This window comes from Streptomyces sp. WELS2 (genome assembly GCF_013870595.1).
GTDB lineage: Bacteria > Actinomycetota > Actinomycetes > Streptomycetales > Streptomycetaceae > Streptomyces.
Genome location: NZ_JACBWZ010000772.1, coordinates 1 through 2,882, shown reverse-complemented (window position 1 = coordinate 2,882; position 2,882 = coordinate 1). Strand labels below are relative to the sequence as shown.

At 73.4% G+C, this 2,882-nt stretch carries 2 protein-coding genes and 1 pseudogene; 2 read left to right on the top strand and 1 reads right to left on the bottom strand.

What is annotated here, in order from left to right; genetic code table 11:
- Positions 1 to 72 (bottom strand): annotated as a pseudogene (locus H5J33_RS29590) (YbhB/YbcL family Raf kinase inhibitor-like protein); the annotation flags it as partial.
- Between the two features lie 732 nt (positions 73 to 804).
- Here H5J33_RS29590 and H5J33_RS29585 point away from each other — a divergent pair.
- Together H5J33_RS29585 and H5J33_RS29580 are read left to right on the top strand one after the other, a co-directional pair.
- Positions 805 to 1,563 (top strand): NUDIX domain-containing protein, encoded by a 759-nt coding sequence (locus tag H5J33_RS29585; RefSeq protein WP_181797869.1) that lies wholly within the window; start codon positions 805 to 807, stop codon positions 1,561 to 1,563.
- Between the two features lie 277 nt (positions 1,564 to 1,840).
- The coding region (locus H5J33_RS29580) for an ATP-binding cassette domain-containing protein (protein WP_181797868.1) at positions 1,841 to 2,882 on the top strand (1,042 nt) is incomplete at its 3' end.

Here is a 2,882-nt window from a genome sequence, read left to right as displayed (position 1 = left end):
GTCCGCGTCCGGGCCCAGCTTCTCCTGGTCCACCGCGTACACCGTGAAGACGTACCGGTGGCCACCGGCCCCGGCGACACCGAGACCGGCGGTGTGCCGTCGGAGGGCGGACACCCGCGGACCGAGGGCGACGGATGAGCACCCGCCGCTCCACACCCGGACGGGCGACATCCCTGGTCACAACGGCCATGGAAACCGAACCGGGCCGTACCCGCCGGGCCGGCGCCCCTGGGTGCGGAGCCGGGAGCGGTTCCTGGCGAGTCCCCTGGTCACGCCGGTCAGAAAGGAGCACCGGCCGGGTGCCGTTCCCCGGCCGCGGCTCGGGCGGGCCGTCGGACACGGGGGACAGCCCGCCCGGTCGTGGCTGACGGTCCGCCTGGTTACGGCCGACCGTCCGCCGGTCCGCTGCTCACGGATCCTCGGCTCACCGATCCTGCTGCCCACCGCGTTCGCCGGGATCCGCGCCCCGACACCCAGGGCGGCGCGGTCACCCTCGCGCGCCCCTTGCATCGCATGCCACAGTGCCCCGCTCGCCGTCACAGGCCTCAGCGGGCTCGCGTCTCCGGCACCCCCTCCGCCGTACGCGTCAGCCGATGGGTGCTTCCGGCGGTGGTGGGGGGGCGACGGTGGACCGCCCGCGACCGGGCGCGTGACCTCGCGGGTAAAGGAAGACGACCCGCGCGCGAGCTCACCGGCTGGTGAAAGGAAATCGGCTCCGCGCGCCACACCGGAATGAAGCGGGACCGCCGCCGATGCGCCGACCGAGGGAGTGTTTATCGTCAGGAAGACGACTATGATCGCGGCATGCCCTACGACCCGTCAGCCTTTCCGCCTTTCGCCGTCACCGTGGATCTGGTCGTGCTGACCGTGCGCCGCCATGCCCTGTGCGCGCTGGCGGTACGCAGGGGCGAGCCTCCCTTCCAGGGGCGCTGGGCACTGCCCGGAGGCTTCGTACGGGCCGACGAGGACCTGACCCAGGCGGCGGCGCGCGAACTGGCCGAGGAGACCGGGCTCTGCGCCCACGACCCCGCCGTCCCGGCCCAGGACTATGGAGCCCATCTGGAGCAGCTCGCCACCTACGGCGACCCCAAGCGGGACCCGCGCATGCGTGTGGTCAGCGTCGCGCATCTCGCGCTCGCACCGGACCTGCCCGCACCGCGCGCCGGCGGCGACGCCAGCAACGCGCGCTGGGCCCCGGTCGAGGAACTGCTCCAGCAGGGCGGGTACGGCCGTGACGGCGACCCCGTGGCACCGCTCGCCTTCGACCACGCCCGGATCCTCGCGGACGGAGTGGAACGCGCCCGCTCAAAGATCGAGTACTCGTCGCTGGCCACCGCCTTCTGCCCGCCCGAGTTCACGGTCGGCGAGCTGCGCCGGGTGTACGAGGCGGTGTGGGGCGTCGCGCTCGACCCGCGCAACTTCCACCGCAAGGTGACCGGCACCCCCGGATTCCTCGTGCCTACCGGAGGGACGACCACGCGGCAGGGTGGCCGGCCGGCCCAGCTCTTCCGAGCCGGCGGCGCCACGCTGCTGAACCCGCCGATGCTGCGCCCGGAGGTCTGAGGCGCGGGAAAGCGGCACCAGTGATCGCCTGACCCGTTACCCGGTACGGTCCGCCCACTGCCCACTGCCCACTGCCCACTGCCCACTGCCGACTGCCCACTGCGGTCTGGTCGCTGCACGTCCGCCCGCCACCTGACATCCGCCGGGGCGGGGCCGCTGTGCGTGACGAGCGCGGGCTCCGTCGAACGGCGGAAATGGGAGGAGGCGGGTCGCACGCGCCTTTCCGCAAATCGCCTCATACCCGAAAAACCAGACATGTCGCGCTATCTTGCTGCAGGTGATCCAGGCCTTCGGACTGACCAGCATTCCCCGCAAGGCGCATCCGCCCGCCGTCGACGATGTCTCCTTCGAGGCGCGTGCCGGGCAAGTCACCGCGCTCCTCGGACGCGCCGGCGCGGGCAAGACCACGACGCTCAGACTCATGCTCGAGCTCCAACAAGGGCGTGGCCTCACCTACTTCAGGGGCCGCCCCCTGCACCGGGTCGCCCATCCGGCGCGCGAAGTCGGCGTACTCCTCGGCGATGTGCCGGGTCATCCCGCCCGCTCGGTCCGCGGTCATCTGCGCATGCTGTGCGCGGCGACGGGAGTTCCCGCGCGGCGAGCCGACGAGGTGCTCGAAGTGGTCGGTCTCGTCAGCCTCCGCGAGGAGCGTCTCGGCACACTGTCACGCGGCATGGACCGCAGACTCGGTCTCGCCTGCGCCCTGCTGCCCGACCCGCACACCCTCGTCCTGGACGAGCCCACCGACGGCCTCTCCGCCCGGGAGACCCAGTGGCTGCACGGCATGTTGCGGGCCCATGCCGACCAGGGGGGCACGGTGCTGTTCACCACGGCCGAGCCCAAGGAGGCGGCGCGCACCGCCGACCGGGTCGTCACGCTGGACGGCGGCAGGCTCGTCGCGGACCAGGAGGCAAGGGCGTTCGCCCGCACCCGGCTGCGTCGGCGAGTGGCCGTCCGCAGTCCCCACGCGGCACGCCTCGCGGCCCTGCTGGCCAAGGACGCCCGCACCGCCCGCCGCTCCGTCGAAGTCGTACGCGAGGGCGGCAACCGCCTGTCGGTGTACGGCAGCACGACCGCCGACGTCGGTGAGATCGCCTTCCGCCACGGCATCCTCGTCCACCAACTCGCCGACGAGGTGGGCGACATGGGCCCGGGGGCCGGAGCCGGGGGCGACGACGGCGCCCGCCCCGCCGAACCACGGCCGCCCGCACCGGACTCACCGCCTGCCAACCGGTGGGCCCGGCCGGAACAGGACCCGGCGGCGACCGGCGTCTCGTACGGGGAGCGGAAGTCCGCCCCGGCCGGCCGAGTGCCGAAGG

Coding starts and splice junctions, on each gene's coding strand:
- H5J33_RS29585 (WP_181797869.1), top strand. CDS start 805: ATGCCCTACGACCCGTCAGCCTTTCCGCCTTTCGCCGTCACCGTGGAT.